At 54.9% G+C, this 17,476-nt stretch carries 10 protein-coding genes and 1 pseudogene; 6 read left to right on the top strand and 5 right to left on the bottom strand.

Annotation, left to right across the window (positions count from 1 at the left end; translation table 11 throughout):
- Window positions 1-139 precede the first annotated feature (139 nt).
- The 5 genes and pseudogenes from FS690_RS12850 to FS690_RS12830 all read left to right on the top strand — a co-directional run bounded on the left by FS690_RS12850 (window position 140) and on the right by FS690_RS12830 (window position 4,666).
- Entirely contained in the window at window positions 140-2,107 is a 1,968-nt protein-coding gene (locus FS690_RS12850; protein ID WP_145339725.1) for a sigma-54-dependent Fis family transcriptional regulator, read from the top strand.
- Window positions 2,108-2,155: 48 nt separating this feature from the next.
- A pseudogene (locus FS690_RS12845) lies at window positions 2,156-2,572 on the top strand (LysR family transcriptional regulator); the annotation flags it as partial.
- 70 nt (window positions 2,573-2,642) lie between these two features.
- Window positions 2,643-3,386 carry a hypothetical protein gene (locus tag FS690_RS12840; protein WP_108569785.1) on the top strand — a complete coding sequence of 248 codons (744 nt, stop codon included), beginning with the start codon at window positions 2,643-2,645 and terminating at the stop codon, window positions 3,384-3,386.
- Window positions 3,387-3,550: 164 nt separating this feature from the next.
- The gene (locus tag FS690_RS12835; protein ID WP_145339723.1) at window positions 3,551-4,087 is read left to right on the top strand and encodes a GNAT family N-acetyltransferase; all 537 of its coding nucleotides are present in this window, start codon (window positions 3,551-3,553) and stop codon (window positions 4,085-4,087) included.
- Window positions 4,088-4,399: 312 nt separating this feature from the next.
- Window positions 4,400-4,666, top strand: a complete 267-nt coding sequence (locus tag FS690_RS12830; protein WP_145339722.1) for a hypothetical protein — start codon at window positions 4,400-4,402, stop codon at window positions 4,664-4,666.
- A 200-nt stretch (window positions 4,667-4,866) separates the two neighbouring features.
- Here the strand turns inward: FS690_RS12830 and FS690_RS12825 are convergent, their stop codons facing one another.
- From FS690_RS12825 to FS690_RS12815, 3 genes are all read right to left on the bottom strand, one after another.
- On the bottom strand, window positions 4,867-5,340 hold the full coding sequence (locus tag FS690_RS12825; RefSeq protein WP_094110818.1) for a hypothetical protein: 474 nt from the start codon (window positions 5,338-5,340) through the stop codon (window positions 4,867-4,869).
- A gap of 268 nt (window positions 5,341-5,608) precedes the next feature.
- Window positions 5,609-7,771 (bottom strand): ferric-rhodotorulic acid/ferric-coprogen receptor FhuE, encoded by a 2,163-nt coding sequence (gene fhuE, locus FS690_RS12820; RefSeq protein WP_145339721.1) that lies wholly within the window; start codon window positions 7,769-7,771, stop codon window positions 5,609-5,611.
- 344 nt (window positions 7,772-8,115) lie between these two features.
- Entirely contained in the window at window positions 8,116-8,382 is a 267-nt protein-coding gene (locus FS690_RS12815) for a YdgH/BhsA/McbA-like domain containing protein (RefSeq protein ID WP_071668142.1), read from the bottom strand.
- Window positions 8,383-9,003: 621 nt separating this feature from the next.
- On the opposite strand from FS690_RS12815, the gene FS690_RS12810 reads away from it, so the two are divergent.
- The gene (locus FS690_RS12810; RefSeq protein ID WP_071668141.1) at window positions 9,004-9,624 is read left to right on the top strand and encodes a LysE family translocator; all 621 of its coding nucleotides are present in this window, start codon (window positions 9,004-9,006) and stop codon (window positions 9,622-9,624) included.
- 68 nt (window positions 9,625-9,692) lie between these two features.
- On the opposite strand, the gene FS690_RS12805 is transcribed toward FS690_RS12810, so the two are convergent.
- Window positions 9,693-15,563: an autotransporter outer membrane beta-barrel domain-containing protein gene (locus FS690_RS12805; protein ID WP_255471495.1), complete on the bottom strand. Its 5,871-nt coding sequence runs from the start codon at window positions 15,561-15,563 to the stop codon at window positions 9,693-9,695.
- Between the two features lie 585 nt (window positions 15,564-16,148).
- Window positions 16,149-17,399: a sensor domain-containing diguanylate cyclase gene (locus tag FS690_RS12800; RefSeq protein ID WP_145339719.1), complete on the bottom strand. Its 1,251-nt coding sequence runs from the start codon at window positions 17,397-17,399 to the stop codon at window positions 16,149-16,151.
- Window positions 17,400-17,476 lie beyond the last annotated feature (77 nt).

Raw genomic sequence — 17,476 nt, 5'->3', positions numbered from 1 at the left:
TCTCCTGTTGCAAAGCCAATGCCAACAAAAACCCGCCTGATTTTGTGAGGATCCGCACAGCTATAGCTCACAAAGTGGAAACAAAATTTACATGTCAACTTAACATGTCAATAAAATGGACATTTCATAGAGCGGGGGAATGTTCGTGAAACAGCAGCGGTTATTAAGAGATGAGAGCGATGCGATTTTCAGCCTGCCAGACAGAGCAGACGCTGACAGTTGGGACGCATTGTTATGGCAGAGCTGGCAGCGTTTTATTCAGGGTGAACAACCGCCAGCGGTACGGCGTAGCATTCTGCAGTCATGGCAGCGTTCGCAACAGCGGGCTATCGATCCCTGCAGCTTTATCTATACTGCTCCGCCAGCGAGTGAGCTGAACGCCATTCTTGAACATAATGCCGAACTGATTCTGGTCGCGCGCAGTATTATGGAAAATCTGCTGGCTTATAATCCGGACGGCCATATCAACCTCACTGATGCGCATGGCGTCACGCTGCATTATTGCGGCGCCGATCTGACCCCGGTCGGCAGTATTCTGCGCGAAGAGGTATTGGGGACTAACTGCACTGCGCGATGCCTGATCGAACAACGACTGGTCTACGTGCTGAGCGGAGAGAACTGGAAACTCGATCTGCGCAGACGCAGCCGACAATGTGCGGCAGCACCCGTCCGCGATGCCGGCGGGCAACTGATCGGTGTGCTTACTCTCACCGCCACGCCAGATAACTTCAACGCGCATACGCTTGGCACGGTGCAGGCGGCAGCGGACGCTGTCGGGCAACAGCTGACGCTGCGCCGTCTGCTGGCAGAACAGCAGTCCATCCTGGAAACGCTGAATGAGGGGGTGATTGTCTGCGATAAACAGGGCCGTATTAAGACACTCAACCGTTATGCACGCCAGATTTTCAGCGATCCTGACCCGCAGGATACACCAATTGATGCTCTGCTAAAGCCGCAGGGTGGATCGCTGCTGACCATGCCTTTCTGTAATGACCGTGAACTGCAGTTTATGCCGGAAGGCGTTCCCCCCTTCTCCTGCCTGATTTCCCTGATGCCGGCACCGGATGGCGGACGCGTGTTATCTCTGCGTGAAAATCAGCGCATCCGTGCTATCACCCGCCGGATGATGGGCGTAAGTGCCAGTTACACCTTTGAGATGATCCGCGGGCACGCCCCTCGCCTGCAGCAGGCAATTCAGAAAGCGCGTACCAGCAGCCGCACTGACAGTACGGTGCTGCTCAGCGGTGAAAGCGGGACCGGCAAAGAGCTGTTTGCTCAGGCCATTCATAACGCCAGCCCGCGGCGGCAGGAGGCATTTATTGCTATCAACTGCGGCGCCCTGCCGCGCGATCTGGTACAGAGTGAACTGTTTGGTTACGCAGATGGCGCCTTCACAGGTTCACGTCGTGGTGGTTCCGCAGGCAAGTTTGAACTGGCGGACGGTGGCACTCTGTTTCTGGATGAGATCGGCGAGATGCCGCTTGAGGCACAAACCAGTCTGCTGCGCGTGCTGCAGGAGAACGAAGTTCAGCGTATCGGGGCGGCGCAGCCAGTAAAAGTCAACGTGCGGATTATTGCGGCAACACATTGCAATCTGCTCGAAGCCGCAGAGAAAGGCGCTTTTCGGCGCGATCTTTATTATCGCCTGAATGTGATCTCATTAAATATTCCACCGCTGCGTGAGCGCCGCGAAGACATTCCGGAGCTCGTTAACGCATTCATTCGGGCACTGTGCGCGCGTCTGAAACGCACGCCTCCTGTGGTCATGCCTGACGCGATGACGGACCTGCAGTCCCGGGAGTGGCCAGGCAATGTGCGTGAGCTGGAAAATGTCGTCGAACGCCTGGTTAACTTATGTGAAGGCTTAGAGATTACCTGTGCAGATCTACCCGACTCGCTGCAGGAGATGACCGCCGCTTATGTGAGCGGGGAGGCGCTTTCCTCGCTGCAGAATCTGGAACGCGCGCACATTATTCAGGTGTTAGAAGAACAGAGGGGAAACCTGCGTCAGTCTGCACAACAGCTGGGGATCTCCCGGACAGCGCTTTATAACAAGCTTAATGCGTGGCAGGTTGATTATCGCGCATTCAGAAAACGTCCTCACTGAGCGCAGCGGACGAGAGAAGTTTCGTTCCCGACAGGCCTGCAGGATGCATTGCAGGCTCTGAATTCATCTTTAACGGTTTTTGTGGCTGCTGCTGAGTCAGCAAGTTTTTCTCAGGCCGCCGAAAACTTGCACCTCACGCGTTCGGCCGTAGCAAAAACCATCGGCCGGCTGGAAGGCAGGCTGGGCGTTACGCTTTTCAGCCGCACAACCCGTCGTCAGACCCTGACGGATGAAGGCGCGCTCTATTATGAATTCTGCCGTCGGGCGCTGGATGAAATCAGAATGGCAGAGGAGATGCTGGAAGGCGGCAAGCTGCAGGCAAGCGGTAAACTAAGAGTCTCTGTGCCGGTTTTGTTCGGACATTTTTGTGTGGCACCGCTATTAGCCGCGCTGGCAAAAGAGCATCCCGGGCTGGCACTGGAAATTTCTTTCAGCGATCGCCAGGTTGACCTGCCAGCAGAGGGTTCTGCTTTTAAGTTTTGAAATAAAGTGCCGATAGTAAAGTTAAGGATTTTTGTCATAAGGAAGCAAGACTGTGAAAGATTTTTCAAACTATTCGAAAGCATTAGGGATGGCTAAATTCTATGTTTACGCATTTTATGACACTGAAGATGCCTCTAAGAGGCCGTTTTATATAGGTAAAGGCAAGTCAGAACGCTGTTTTGATCATATGAAGTCGAGTGACGGCTCTCCGAAATCAGAACGAATTCATCATCTGTTAAAAACAGGAAACCTGGGTATCGACATACTTCGCCATGGCATGGACGAGGCAACCGCGAAGCTTGTTGAAGCAACCTGTATTGATCTCTTGGGTGTAGGGGAGCTGACTAACAAAGTAAGAGGAAGCAGCTCCCTTATGGGGCGAATCACGCTGGATGAGCTCAACTATCTCCTTCTTAAACAAGAGACGGAAGTCGCACCTGAACATGCAGGGCTCGCTTTTTTGCTAAACAGTACTTACAAATCTGGCATGAGTGCACTTGCATTATATGAAGCTACACGTGGCATCTGGGCAAAAGTACCAAAAGATGAGAACCTGAAATTTGCTTACGCCACTTATGGTGGTTTGGTGATGGAAGTTTACGAGATCCATGGCTGGATCAAGGCTGGCTCTCAGCAATACTTTACCCGAGAACTGATCATCCCTCCTGAAACCAACCGTTCAGAGTTTGTTGGACGAATTGCATCACCAGAAGTCAGAGAATTATATCTGGGCAAGTTAATCAAAAAACCGCGCAGTCATGGTAACCCTTTCGTAAAAGTAGGGCTGACACAATAAACAGACCTGTTTTCCGTTGATTAATACACCTCCGTGCTGGTTGTTATGTCGTTGTACCCGTCAACGTCCGCTTTGTGCCAGTAGCTGACATTGCTCACAGCATGATAGATTGAGTAGTAAAGAGAGCATCATGCAATCCCCTTAACGTAGAAAAGGAACGTCAGATGGATTTAGAAACTGCACGTTTGATGCTAGAACCCTTTAATGACTCACACTACGAGGGTTTAAGGATGATGGATAACGATCCCAGCGTGATGCGTTATATCAACAAAGGGATTGTTAAAACACCCGAAGAGACCTGGGAAAGTATAAGGCGTGTTCAGTCGCGTTGGGAGAGTTACGGGTATTCGTGGTGGGCTATTAAAGAAAAGGCTTCTGAGATTATCGTTGGCGCAGCATGCCTTCAGCATCTGGCAAACGTTGAGTGTGCGCCTTTAGAGATCGGCTGGCGACTCGTGCCGCAACACAATGGAAAAGGCTATGCAACAGAAGCGGCTAAAGCAATTGTTGAATTTGCAGCAGTGCAGACAGGCGCAACGTATTTAGTGGCTGTTGCCGATCCTGAAAATATTCCCTCTCAGAAAATGATGCAGCGGCTAGGTATGGCTTATAAAGCTATAGAACGACATTACGACACACCCTGCGTGGTTTATGAACTTAGCATCGGCCCAATGATCAATCGCAATGAGACGCGGACATAATGTCCGCTCTTCGCTCATAGCGGACGCTGTAAGCCTCTCACTGTGATTCAGACCTACCGCAGAGTAAATGACGCTTAAGCAATGTGGCTTTTAAGCGACGTGAAAGGTACTTATCAGGCCTGCGGCCTTAAGCAGTCGCGTGTTCAGACTTTTTGACTGTTACCGAAAAAGGATTGTTACCGCTAAAAAATGAGCGCGGCTGCTAACTCCTGTTCTCAAAACCGTATGCGTTCTTCGGGCAGGCATCGTATTCATTTTGGGACTACAGTTACCGGTGAGGTTGTCATTGACTCGTATCAGGAGGTGTATTCAGTGTTTGATCACGACGACGATCAGGAGAAACCTGTCATCGGAGAGGCAGCACTCAACCTTGCAATGGCGGGACAGGACATTAACCAGCGAACCCTGACGGCGGAGCTGGATTTAATGGCTGATAACGCCACTAACGCGGTCAGGGCGGAGAAAATCAGAAAAGCCAGACACTGGCTCAATGGTTTCTCTCAAACTGATATGCGCGACAAGGCTGGGCTGCACTTAAAGATGAAAGCAGACCCGGACGACGACGGAAAACATCACTAACCGTTGCCCGGCCCCGGCCGGAAGACGACGAAGATAAGCCAACCTCATAACGGGCGCGTCCGACGCGTACCGGCCGGAGAAACTGTCAGGGATGACACCCGGTTGTTAACTCAGGCAACACCAATCAGAACGGGCAAAAGATAAATAACCTGCCTCACCCCCATCACAAACTTCCTGTTCTGTCAGGCTGGGGAAGGCGTTTAGTGACGGTCAGAACGCGTGGCAAAGAAGACCACGGCGGCTCCAAGAGCGACAACCAGCGTATCTTCAATCAGGCCGCTTCGGGTCTGTCCGATTTTTGTTATCGCCTTTTTGCGGGCTGCAAGCGTGGCATAAGCCAGTGGCACCGCGGCAGAAATAGCCACCGCGGCCCCGGTCTTCTCTTCGCCACGAGGTGCCAGCGCGGCACCGGCAATCCCGGCACTGGCCACGCGCGCCGAGAGGCCAGGAAACACAGTGCGGTCCGGTGCTGATTTCATTTTGTCGCCATACAGCTCCCCTGCTCCCATCGCTAACGCCCCATATTTAAAGAGCGGCCGATCCAGCAGCAGCAGAGCGCCTGACGTATTGCGCTTCGCAAGACGTGCCGCAGCAAGAGCCGCCATCGGCGTCATTGAACGGCAACTGGCAACCACGCCAATCAGGGCAGAATAAACAAAACGCGTTATTTTCATTATTGGTTTTCCCGATAGTGAGAGATCTATTTGCTTTTACGCTCCGCCGGGATATAAGGCAGGAACGCGCTATTTAACAAGCACATTTACATGGTCACATTATCTGAGTGTTGGGATCTATACTGCCAGCAGCATGCCTGCTGGAATAATCAGTATAGATGAGCGGTTTGAGCGTGCAGAAAGAAGAGAAGCGGGCGGGTAATAGTGGAAGCATTCAGGCATGTCAGCGTGTTGCATGCCTGAATGTGAATATCGACTATTCGATCTGTCAGAACTGCCAGGAAACGCTGACGTTCATATTTCGTGGCTCACCATAGACGTAACTGTTCATATAGCTGTAGTAGTGGCGATCAAAGAGATTATCGAGGTTGGCCTGTACCGCAACCTGTTTATTCACCTGATAGCGCGCAAACAGCGATGCCAGCGGATAGCTGCCCTGATATACCCGTACGCTCTCACCGCTGGCGTTGGTCACATCCTTAAATACCCGATTCTGCCAGTTAACGCCGCCGCCAATAGTCAGGTCAGGAATAGCGGCCAGCTGATAGCGGGTGAATAGCTTAAAGGAGGTCTGCGGCTGGTAACTGTTAAAGCGGCCACTTTTGTCACGCGCAACATAGCGGGTGGCACCAAATGTCAGTTGCAGATTATCAGTCAGTGCACCATTCAGTTCAAACTCGGCGCCTTTACTCACGGCACCTTTAGCGGCGACATAAGCCTGCTCGCTGCCATTCAGGTAGACACCATCAAGTGCCTGACCGACATCATCCTCTTCGATACGGAATATCGCCACGGTGGCGGTGAGCAGGCCATCGTTCCAGGCAGATTTCAGCCCGGTTTCGTAGCTTTTTCCGGTTACGGGTGACAGGTAGCCGCCTCGGGTATCGCGATAAGTCTGCGGCAGGAAAATAGCAGTGTAACTGCCATAGGCGGACCAGGTATCGTTGATGTCATACACCAGCCCTGCATAAGGCGTGGTGTTATTTTTAGTCGCCTCTCCGCTGCTGCCGGTGGTGCTCCACTGGGTATAGCGCGCGCCAACAATCAGTGACAGCGGATCGGCCAGCGACAGACGTGCTGCGCTGTAAACGGATTTCTGCCGCACCGTGTCATTGGCGTTGCGATACCAGCCCTGCCACGCCGGCTCCGCTACATTACCGCTCCAGTGGTTATCAAAAATACCCATATCGGCTGCCGTGATCTCACGCGCTTCTGCATCGCTGAAACCATCCTGGCTATACGTTGCATTGTGCTGCCGGCTGTAACTGGCACCCGCCATTAACAGATGCTGACGACCAGCCAGCTCAAACGGGCCGCTGGCGAAGCCATCGACAGAGTCCAGTTTACGTTTGCCGCGATCCATACTGCCATAGCCGGTCGTACCCTCACCGCTCTCCCGATCGGGATTGCCCATCACATAGAGCAGCTTATCGCTGAATGTGTTTTCAGCGTGCGTGCCGTTAACATGAACATTCCAGCCGTTATCAAAGTTATGTTCAATATCGGCAAAGACTTTACGGGAGTTGGTATTATACCGCGCCCAGTTGGCTGCTGAATTCAGGCTGCGATCGTAATGGGTGGTGGCATTGTTACTGTAAAACATCGGCAAACCGCCCCAGGTTGGATTGCCGGTGTTGTTATCTTCGTAGTCATATCCCAGTGACACGGTGGTGCTTTCAGAGAGATCGGCATCAATGACGCCGTAGATAAACTTTTTGGTCTTCTGATAGCGATCCAGCCAGCTCTGCTGGTCAGTGTAGCCACTTACAATGCGGCCACGCAGGCTGCCATCCCCGTTCAGCGGAGAAGAGAGATCGGCCACATAACGCTGCTTATTCCAGCTGCCATAGCTGGCACTCAGCGTTCCGGTGGCGGTTTTGCTGTCGGCATGTTTGCGCACCATGTTGATTGAAGCCGCCGGGCTACCTGCGCCGGTCATCAGGCCGGTTGCACCGCGCACGATTTCAATGCGGTCATAAATAGCGGAGTCGGAAGCCGCATCGCCATAATTCCATGCGTCGTTGACTAAAGCCGGAATACCATCAAACGTAAAATTGCTGACTTTGAAGCCGCGCGAATAGTACTCAGAGCGTTCACTGTCGACAAGATTAGTGGATATGCCGGTAACGTTGGTTAATACATCATTAACCGACTGCAAATCCTGATCCTGCATGCGCTGCTGTGTCACGACGCTAAGAGACTGCGGTACATCGCGCGGTGTCAGCATCAGCTTAGTGCCCGCACGGGTGGTCTGCACCGCATAGTTCTGGTTACTGAGCGCACTGTTATCGGCCGAATCAGTGCTGACGATCATCTCCTGCGCATCCTCCTCTGCCGCCCGGGCGGGAGTGAGAAGGGAATGCACGGTCAGTGCCAGTAATGAGATGCTGAAGAGGTTATTGAACCCTGATTCCCTGCTACAAAAAGCCATAAACTCTCTCTTAAACATTGGTATTAGGTTAAGCAGTGATGCGCTGTTTTTATATTTATCCGTTCAGCGCAGGCAGGCAGAGGCCCGCAACATATGAGAAAGACAATGATAATCATTTGCTTTAGCAATTCTCTAAAAGATTCCATTGCAAATGTAACTTTATGTAAACATCATAATATTCAGTGACATAGGGAGTTAAAACCCGGAAATAGCGGTGGTTTAGGTTATACCGATTCAGAGAAAGGCAGAGTGCAGGAGGTGATCAGCGATGATTACGGGAGAGATCGCGGTGCCATTCAGGCAGGCCATCCATAGCCTGCCGTTTGCATACACCAGACCCGCTGTTATTTATAGACGGTAGCGGTAGCTGACATCTTTGAACCCTCTTTTGCAGAGGTGATGACGTAGTATTTACCGCCCAGTTCATCTGCCTTTTTGGAGAGATCGGCTTTGGCATCTGAAGGCGCAGTCTGCTCTTTCATCGAGCTTATCTTGCCCACTTCCTGATACTGGCTGGCCTGTTCTTTAGTGATCTCCTGCGCAGCTAAAACAGAGCCAGAGGCAAGTGTTCCCAGAAACAGAGCAGCAGCGACCATTATTTTACGTTTCATACATTAGTCCTCGTGAAATAAAAAATAACCGGATATCCCTATAAACAGATAGTTCAGAATAAAAATAAAGCAACGTTCTTTCAGAAGATTTTTTAATTATGCGGGCAGACAGCTTTTACCCGCAGCCGGCTGTCCGGTCCGGTGATACGTGCGTGATGTCGAAACGGCCACTTTCTTCCTGAATACAACGGCCTGCCGGGCGATTCACGGTAGCGCGCGCGCTTCCTGCGAAGCGGCCGCACGTTATAGCCAGCGGCAGGCGTCGCCGCGCGTAAATATATATATACTGCCTTCAAACCACCCGCCGGTTTTATTATCACAGGCAGCATTTATACTTTTTCACAGCAGATCGCTGCATCTGATATTTATTTCTTTATGACGGCCGTTGCCAGGATGATATTTATTTTTCCGGGTCGGGTAACGCAGCAGGTGCGTGTTGCTCTTTGGCGATAATTGAGCGTTTATCGTAAACGCTATAAGCTGTATAAGCCGTTCGCCCGTCGGCCGAAAAGCTGCTGCTGCACTCGTCCGTTGCTCAGCAGCCCGGATTAGCCTGAGTAAAGGTTTGCCTCAGATGGATGCCTGCGACCAGAACAACCTGTTGCCTGAAGGAGAGATATGATGACCATAATGGATGCGCTGCTGGCATTCAGCTTTGCCGCGCTGTTACTGACTCTGACGCCGGGCCTGGATACCGCGCTGGTATTGAGAACGGCAACGGTTGAGGGACGAAAACAGGCGGTTCACGCGGCGCTGGGTATCAGCACCGGCTGTCTGGTCTGGGGAGCCGCCGTGGCGTTCGGGCTGGGAGCGCTCATCGCAGTGTCAGAACTGGCTTACGACATCCTGAAGTATTGTGGCGCGCTCTACCTGAGCTGGCTGGGCATTAACATGCTGCTGCGTCCGAGAAAGCAGCTGACGCTGGCGGATAATACCGCTAAAAAAGGCTCAAACTGGTTTTTGAAAGGCGTGCTCGGCAATGCACTCAACCCTAAGATTGGCATTTTCTATGTCTCCTTTTTACCGCAGTTTATTCCGCAGGGTCACTCACCGGTACTCTGGACCTTTATTCTGGTCGGTATCCATATTGTGATCGGGACGAGCTGGTCGATGGCACTGATAAGCGCCACGCGCCCGCTGGCAACGATACTGCGAAAAGAGAAGGTCATTCGCTGGATGGATCGTACCACCGGCGCCATTTTTCTGGCCTTTGCTGCCCGTCTGGCCCTGAGCCGTCGCTGAACAGCGCGGCTGCGGTAAACCTGCCGCAGCTGGCCTGAAACGCTGCTCAGGCCGGCAATGGCCGCCGCTTAAAACGACCAGCGAACACCGGCATTGTAGTGCCAGCCGTGCGCGCCGTTCCCGTTAACCTCTTTGCGATAATCGGTTTCGGCATAAAGTGACACATTCCGGGTGAGCGTCGCGGTGCCGCCAAGGCCGACATCCCACATCTGACCAAACTTACCGCTGTCAAAACGCTGACTCTCCGTGCCGTCAGCAGAGCCGGCCCGGGTTTTCGCCGTTCCGCCCCAGCCGCGATAGTAGTTTGCGCGCAGATAAGGCGTGTACTGCCGCAGGCTCTCATCCTGCCACGTGCGGTCCAGCCGCGCCCCGAGCCGGCCAACGGTCTGCTCATAACGATCCCAGGAAACCCGCGTCTGATCCCGATCGGTCAGGCTGTCCATATCGAGACGCTGCCAGGTCAGCTGCGCCTGGGGTTCGATACGCCATCCCTGCGTCAGCTCAATGGCGTAGCCTGACTCCAGTGAAGCCGCCCAGCCGCTGCCTTCCGGCGAAGCCACCGCTTTTTGCCGCATGATGTCAGTTTCGCCACGATAGCGGTTCCATGACAGCGAGCTGTCAACATAGAGGCCGCTGCTATGCTGCCAGGTGCCATACAGCGCCACGCTGTCGCTGTCGAAAGCGGTTGAGCTGTAGCCATCCACCGCGTGCGGACGAATACGCGTGTTGCCGCGCGTCCAGGCGATACCGCCGCGCAGGCTATCGTCTGCGCCATCCAGTCGGATGACGTTACCGCCGAGCTGCGCCGCGCTGTAGTCAAGGTCAGCGTCATAGCCGTAGTGACTCAGGCCGCGGTTGCTCTGATAGTGCAGGTTGGCTCCCAGGTAGCGAACAAACATCTCACCGCCCGCTGCATCGGGATCGTGCTGCTGGCGCAGCTCGCCCAGCCGCTTGTGCAGATCGTCCGTGATCGCCAGCGTATACAGTGCCAGGCCAACCGGCGCTGAGATATATGACGGGAGCTGCGGCGTTACCGCCCTGCGCAGGCCGGTTTTGCCATTGCCTGGCTGCGGCTGACAAAGCTCGCCGTCTGCGCAGACAAACGTGTTAGCCAGACGGTAGTCGCGGAAATCATTACCGCTGCCGCTAAGCTGACGTTCACTGGCGGCGCTGCTGCCTGGGGCAAAACTATACAGGCTGTATTGCCACGGGCCTGAAGCAACATACCCCTGCTTCAGAACAAAACTCTGCGGAGCGGCTCTGCCCGACACCTGCGCAAGCGAAACCCCCTCCGCCGGCCCGATGATTCCGTCACCGTTGCGATCCAGCTGCGGCGCGCCGCGCAGAACATCATCAATCAGCGTCGTGCCGCTGACGTTACCGTTAACGCGCAATATATCGCTGCGGGTGGCCGCCGAGTTAAGCCGCAGCGTGCCGTTTGCCGAAGCCAGATCGCCGTTAAGCGTCAGCGAGTTACCGGCCTGGCTGCTGCCATTGGTCAAATCCAGCGTACCAGCGTTATTCACCTGCAGCGAGGTGGCGCTACCGCCCTGCAGCAGCGGCTGAACACCATCTCCCGCCAGCAGGGTCGAATCCGCGTCAATATTGATGGTACTGTGCGCCAGCCGAAGGTTGTCCGTCAGCGTCCAGCGGGTGCCGGAAAAATTCAGCGTGCTCCAGCCGGCGCCGATATTGGTGCCTTTTACCGGATCGTCACTGGTAAAAGATCCGCCACGCGCCGTAATGTCATGGAGGTTGAGAGTACTGCCTGCGCCACCAGCCGTGGTGATGTGCCGGGTATTTTCCAGGCTGATGTTCTGTACGGTGGCGCGGTTATTTACGCCGCTGCCCATTGTCAGACTGCCCTTCAGCGTGCCGCCGGTGACAATCAGCGTATCCTCTCCGTTACCGGTATGCACATCGCCGGTTACCCTGCCGTCCAGCAGGGCAACAACATCCCGGGCCGCTCCACCCGCCACCACCACAGTCTGCGGATTGGGTGCCGTCACGGTGCCTTCATTGATAAAGACCGACGCACCGCCGCGCAAATCGATGATGGGTGCCACCAGGCTTTGTGACGTGATACTGCCCTGGTTAATCACCCGCCTGGCGGTGCGCGTCACTACGGCGGATCCGCCGTTAGCGGACTCAATGGCAATCGTTCCTGCGGTGACAACATCTCCGGTTGTATTGGCACGTATGGCGGTGCCCTTACCGGGCACCGTGATGGAATAGCCCTGCCCGATAAACAGATCGTTACGCGTTGCTGAACCATCTTCATTCGCAAACAGATAGCCGGTTCCGCCTTCGCCTGTGACAATCTGCGCACTCCCTTCGCCGTCAAAAGAGACGGCTGAACGGATACCGGCTCCGCGCCCGGTTTCCAGCCGCACATTTTGCAGGGAAATAGCGGTAATTCCGGCACGGTTATTGATGACGCTGCCACGACCATAAGCGCCCAGCGTGATATCGCTGGCCTGGAAAAACTGCGCCCCGTTATCCAGCAGCACGCCATCGGCGCGTCCGCTGGCGGTAATGGTACTGTAGCCCTGACCATCACCCTGAACCGCCAGACCGCCACTGTTGCCGACCCGCAGCGCGGCGATCCCGTCATCTACCTGCAGACGACTGCTCTCGCGCGGATAGTAGTAACCATAACCACTGCTGGCATCGATGCCGGTGCCCGAGGCGATACGCACGCTGCCAAAGTTAAGAAATGACGCGTTGTCGTGCACGCGCGCGCCCGTACTCTCAGGGCCGGTTAAATTCACCACGCCCTGATACTGATTGAAGATCGCTGAATAGTAACCCGCGTCGAAAGCGGTGATCTGCCGGCCGCGTCCGGTAATGTCAGAAGCGGCATAGACGGTTGCCCGATCGCCCGACGCTATTACGCCGCTGGTATTGTTGCCGTTAAGTGCAATGGGACTGGTGACAATCCCCTCGCCCAGTTCATAGACGCGCAGCGCCGCAGCCCCTCTGCCGTTCACGTTATACCGGTCAGTGCGGTAGGCGTAGGACGTACTGCCGGAGACCGAGACGCCGGTCGTATCAGCTCCGCTCAGCGTTACCGTACCGGGCTCACGCGCATAGACATCGCCTCCGTTGCTGGCCTGGTAAAGCGTTGAGCCGGCTGTACTGACGTCTGTGCTGCCTCCGCTGCTGAAAATAATACTGTCCGTGTCCGTCGCCTGATAGCCGACCTGGTTAGCATGATGAAACACCACGCGACTTGTTGCCCCGCTGTTGATAATGGCGTTCTTTTCGGCGCGGGCACCAACCACATTAGCCCCGTACAGATTGATAATGCCGTTCTGGTTCAGCACCGCCTGCTCGCCGCTGGCGATCGCGCCCAGCGTTGTCTGCTGGCTGCCCGATCCGCCATACACATTTAACACGCCGCGGGTGGTTATTTCTGTGGTCGGGAGGTTCTCCCCGGGAGTGGCGAATCCCCCGGCGTATAAGCCGGTTCCTCCGCGCGTCACGCTGATATCGCCCTGGTTGATGACTTTCGCCCCCAGGCGCGCGAGGATCCCCACCGATCCTTCTCCTCCTGAAGTGATGCGACCGGTATTCACCAGCTGCGCCTGGTTTACTGCCGCCAGTCCCACCTGCGCATCCGCCAGCCCGCTGATAGCGGCATGGCTGGTCAGCAGCGTGCGGCTATCCGGCAGGTAATCAGCGCTGATATTGCGGCCGCTCAGATCATATTTATACCCGTCAACCGTTGCGGCACTGGCGCCTTTGCCCGTCAGGCGCAGCCGGGTGGCAGCACTGAGTGTACCCTGCGCACCGCCTTCTATCCGCATGGCGCTGGCGCCAGCACCTACATTGAATGTTGCATCACGCGTCACAATATCGCTGCCCCTGCCGCTGCCCACGATACCGGTGGCGCCCGGTGCGTTGAGCGAGAGCGTAGTACCGCTGGCGCTGAAGTCTGCGCCATCCGCGAAGCGAAATAGCGTACCGTCGGGGCTGGAGGTGGCGTAGCGGCCGCTGGCGGGCAGCCGGAGACGTGCGTCCGGACCACTGATGAAGAAGCTGACCTGATTACGGCCCTCTTCGGCGCGCGGCACCGCGCTGGCGGCCACCTCCACCCGGGCGTTTCCATCTGCACGCACACCGATAGCCGCATCGCCCTGTAAATTGATCCGTCCGCCCAGCGCGGCGTGCGCCTGAGCGCCCTGTTCGCCGGTTACCCAGACGGCGGTATTCTGCGTGCCGCCAGGGAGGTCAGCACGACCCCTGACATTGATGGTGCCGGTAGACCAGGCGCTGGCGCGATGGTTCTGCATGGCAAGGATGCGCAGGCCGGTACTGTTATCACCGTTAAGATTGATTGTTCCTGCGTTGCCCACCCGCTCGTACTGCCCGGCATTCAGCACCAGCATGCCGATGTTTTCCAGCGGCTGAGGCTGTGCCCGTCCGTTGATATCGATAACGCCGTTATTCAGCGTCAGCGCAGAGGGTGCATTTTCCACGCGCATACCCACGGCGTTCTGCACGCGGGAGCCGATGACAATACGGCCATTATTGATCGCGCTGCTGTTGTGGCGTTGCTCAATAGCACTGACGCCGCCGCTCAGCGTAACCGCGACATCCTGCGTTCTGTCCGTTTTGCGGTTTTGCGGCGAGCGCCCGATGGCGATGGTGCCTTGTGCCGTGTTAATAAAGTGCCCTGCAGCGCCTAACGTAACCCCTGCCGCTGAACTGTTATTGACCACATCCGTGACGCCGACGTTGATGCTGCCGCGGTTAATCGCACTGCCCTGATTAATCCAGATGGCGCTGCTTTCCTGGCCTTCAGGCGCATCGCCGGGGGCAAGATTAATCACGCCATTATTGGTAAAACGGCTGCCGTTTTTTACCGCAACGGCCTTACCGATATAGCCCAGCGTGCTTCTGTCGACACCCGTGCCGCTGGCGTTATTCAGGAAGCCGGCGTTCAGCGTGCCATTGTTGATTCCGGTGCTGCCCGAGAGAAGTGCCAGCGCCCTGCTCTCAGCAATCCCGGTGGCGGTCACGGCGAGCTTGCCATCAATGATTGCGGTCGCGCCGTTGCTGGCCTGCATCGCCGTGCTGGCGTTGATGACCTCAAGCGTACGCCCTGCAGAAATTTTCACGCTGGCGTCACGACCATTCGCACTTAGCACTATCCGGTCGCCCGCCGGCAGCCTGACTTCATCGCGGCGGTTGCCGGCACCGGTGCGATAAACCACGCGGCCTTCATTAAGCGAAAACGCTTTATTAAACGCGTTGCCATACTCTTCCTGCGTAATATTGTCATTCAGCAGCTGATTGATTAACCAGTCATTATAATTTCTTAATTCCGCAAGGGAGGCTACCGTGAACGTGGTGACTTCGCCATCCCGCGTATTTACGCTGAAAGTCCCGGTATATCTCACCACGCTATCTCTGCTCAGCGTCAGCTGATTATTTGCGGGAGGTGCCTCAACGGCGGTGAAAGTAACACGATTATTACTGTTCCAGTTCAGATGGCCGCGCTGTGCCGTGGTAAAAAGCTGGCTTTGCCTGGCCGCCATTGACCAGCGGTTTGTGTCCGAACCTGCGATTTTGTCAGGTCGCCCGATATTAATATTAAGCGTGCCGCGCGTAACTGAGGCGATGCGGGCATCTATATATTGACGATCATTTACAGCATAAAAGTCCTCTGCCTGTGTCTCTGTATTAATTTCTGGTAAATCTGTAAAGGCTAAGCTGTCATAAACATGAAAGGATTTATAGCTGTTGTTTTCGGGATCGGGAATAACGATATTCAGATTTTGCTGCCCGACGTTAATACGGGGTTGCCCCGTGAGCGTATCGGTAACGATCCGGCCCGCGCGCTGCAGCTCACCCAGCGTTGTGCGGGTTACGCCAATCACCCCCGGCGTGAACTGCGGCAGCCCGGTCAGCGTCCGCACTGAACCATCACGCAAATACAATGCACCCGCTTTATAATCATTATTTTCAGGCGTATAGGGATTTATTATCTCCGCCGATGCATTTAAAACCGGAAACATCATACCTTGTGCTGCAATAAGGGCCAGAAGTACAGGATTTAATTTAAACACGATATTTTCCTCAGCTGAGAAAAAAGCAAAACCTGAAAACAGAACACGGCTTTCAGGCATCGGCAGAGCGTATTTATTTTGGAAATGTCAGATAAAAGTAATCAATGCGCAGACAATAACATCACGTTACTAATGCATTGTCCAGCCTGGCTTACGCTTCGTTAGCGCATAAATCATAAATTAAGATAAAAGCCTTTCACATAGATTTATTTCGGCGGAGCTAAAAAATTCATTAACCAATTAGTTATTAAAAAGAATGAAAAGAATAAAAGTACCGTTTATTAACATACATTATTAATCCGACACTCAGAAAAATCACAGCCACACCGATTAGCCAAATGCGTAAACCAGTAAAAGCTGCGATCTGCTTTATCGTGCGCGTAACCCTTTCAGCCACCAGATCGGGGGAGAGAAATCGCGATGTAATTCTGTTAGCCAGCCCTATGCCCATCACAGATGCGAGGGCAGGCAGAAAAACTGGTATGCGACGTCACGGCGGGCTTTTGCCTGGTACATGGCGGTGTCAGCCTGCTGAATCAGTAATTTAGCGGATAATGTCGCAGGTCGCGCCTGGCTTATGCCGATGGCGGCCCCGATGCTTATCGTCCTGCTGTTGATGCTGAAAGGGGCATTGAAGCTGGCAATCAGACGTTCAGCAAGCGCAGAGGCCTCCCGGCGATCGCGGCATCGGGCTGCTACCACAAACTCATCGCCGCCGAGTCGGGCAACCGACTCATCCGGCGCCAGGCAGCTCTGCAGCCGCTCGCTTATCTGTAACAGCAGCGTGTCACCTGCCGCATGGCCCATTGAATCGTTAACGGCTTTAAATCCGTTCAGATCGAGAAACAGCACCGTGACAAGGCGCTGCTCCTGCTGCTGTGCGAGCAGGGCGTCAACCTGCTTATAAAACCAGGAGCGGTTTGGCAGGCCGGTCAGCGCGTCACGCATCGCCTGCTGCTCCAGCTGCAGCATTTTCTCTTTGTCGCGGGTGATATCGCGCGATACCAGTACCGCACCGATGTTCTTTCCCGTGGAGGGATCGGTCACGCCGCAGGCTTTTGTGCCAAGCGTAATATAGTGGCCATTGCGATGACGTTTGTGCACCTCCACCACGTCCGGCTGCTCCCCCCCGGCGAAAATAGCACTCAGCACCGCGGCTGCAGGTGCGCGATCGTCAGGGTGCAGAAAGTCCGTCACCCGCTGGCCCAGCATCTCTTCGGCTGACCAGCCAATCATTTCGCTGTAGGAGGGAGAAATTGAGACATACCGCCCTTCGGCATCGCAGTGAGCGATAAGATCCGTGCTGTTTTCAATCAGCAGGCGATATTCAGCGGCCGTGCGCAGCGCCTCCTCCAGCGCCTTACGCTGTCCGGTGACATCCAGTACGAAACCGCTGTACTGCAGGTGTGGCGCTTCCGCCCGCTCGCCCGGCAATCCTGACACGATGACATGGCGCAGGGTGCCATCCAGGCAGTTGATCGGCACTTCAATATGAAAAGGCTGTACGCGCTCCAGGGCCGCAGTCAGCAGCAGCGCAATTTTTGCATCCTCATCAGCCTGGGCGATGCTCAGCCACTCCCGTAGCGTGACGCCTTTGAGCGCAGGCATCAGGCCGGCAGGGCACTCCTGGCTGGTGACGCAGATCCCCAGGGCGTTGGTGGACCAAACGGCGGATAAGATAGGTTTGATCGTTGTGCTCATGATAGCTGGACCTGGTTTATTCTGACGATACTCAAAGAGCATAAAACGTATTGTGGCAGATATCCCGATCGCCCGGC

It is taken from the genome of Pantoea sp. PSNIH1, from assembly GCF_007680655.1.
GTDB lineage: Bacteria > Pseudomonadota > Gammaproteobacteria > Enterobacterales > Enterobacteriaceae > Pantoea > Pantoea eucrina.
The sequence above is the reverse complement of the archived record's forward strand: the minus strand, read 5'-3'. Positions and strand labels throughout refer to the sequence as shown.

What these genes read in the sequence shown, in the direction of transcription:
- FS690_RS12810 (WP_071668141.1), top strand. Translation starts at nt 9,004, where the DNA reads ATGACCATAATGGATGCGCTGCTGGCATTCAGCTTTGCCGCGCTGTTA.
- FS690_RS12850 (WP_145339725.1), top strand. Translation starts at nt 140, where the DNA reads ATGTTCGTGAAACAGCAGCGGTTATTAAGAGATGAGAGCGATGCGATT.
- FS690_RS12835 (WP_145339723.1), top strand. Translation starts at nt 3,551, where the DNA reads ATGGATTTAGAAACTGCACGTTTGATGCTAGAACCCTTTAATGACTCA.
- FS690_RS12800 (WP_145339719.1), bottom strand. Translation starts at nt 17,399, where the DNA reads ATGAGCACAACGATCAAACCTATCTTATCCGCCGTTTGGTCCACCAAC.
- FS690_RS12825 (WP_094110818.1), bottom strand. Translation starts at nt 5,340, where the DNA reads ATGAAAATAACGCGTTTTGTTTATTCTGCCCTGATTGGCGTGGTTGCC.
- FS690_RS12815 (WP_071668142.1), bottom strand. Translation starts at nt 8,382, where the DNA reads ATGAAACGTAAAATAATGGTCGCTGCTGCTCTGTTTCTGGGAACACTT.
- fhuE (WP_145339721.1), bottom strand. Translation starts at nt 7,771, where the DNA reads ATGGCTTTTTGTAGCAGGGAATCAGGGTTCAATAACCTCTTCAGCATC.